1 rRNA gene is annotated in these 539 nt (G+C 48.8%); it reads left to right on the top strand.

Annotation, left to right across the window (positions count from 1 at the left end):
* Positions 1–5 precede the first annotated feature (5 nt).
* A 5S ribosomal RNA gene (gene rrf / locus KD147_RS16745) occupies positions 6–120 on the top strand.
* Positions 121–539: the final 419 nt, after the last annotated feature.

Here is a 539-nt window from a genome sequence, read left to right as displayed (position 1 = left end):
TTTTTCCTGACGACCATAGCGTTTTGGAACCACCTGACCCCATGCCGAACTCAGAAGTGAAACGAAACAGCGTCGATGATAGTGTGGCATTTGCCATGTGAAAGTAGAACATCGTCAGGGCCTTATTTAAAGAAACCCGTTGCAGCAATGCAGCGGGTTTTTTGCGTTCAGGACCCACCAGACTGGAAGGCCAGCCCCGCCCATGCCGAACTCAGAAGTGAAACGGAACTGCCGGAAGGCCGGCCCCGGCCGATGATAGTGTGGCATTTGCCATGTGAAAGTAGGTCATCACCAGGCTCCTAATTTAAGAAACCCGTTGCAGAGATGCGACGGTTTTTTTGCTTTTTAGCGTTTAGGTTTTGACAAATCGATGCAACGCTGTTTATAACCAAGCTATAACACTCGAATAGCTGAGCCTTATTGTTATATAAGAGGTGGCACGATTAAGAGTGGTTTCAACTATACGTCCCTGTAGCTTGGTTACCTCGGTCGTCCATGACCTCACCTCAGTAAGCTGCGAAGCTGTGCTTCGGTCTTAC

It is taken from the genome of Pseudoalteromonas sp. BDTF-M6 (assembly GCF_018334135.1).
Taxonomy (GTDB): domain Bacteria; phylum Pseudomonadota; class Gammaproteobacteria; order Enterobacterales; family Alteromonadaceae; genus Pseudoalteromonas.
Note: the sequence above shows the minus strand (reverse complement) of the source record. Positions and strands in the feature narration are given on the sequence as shown.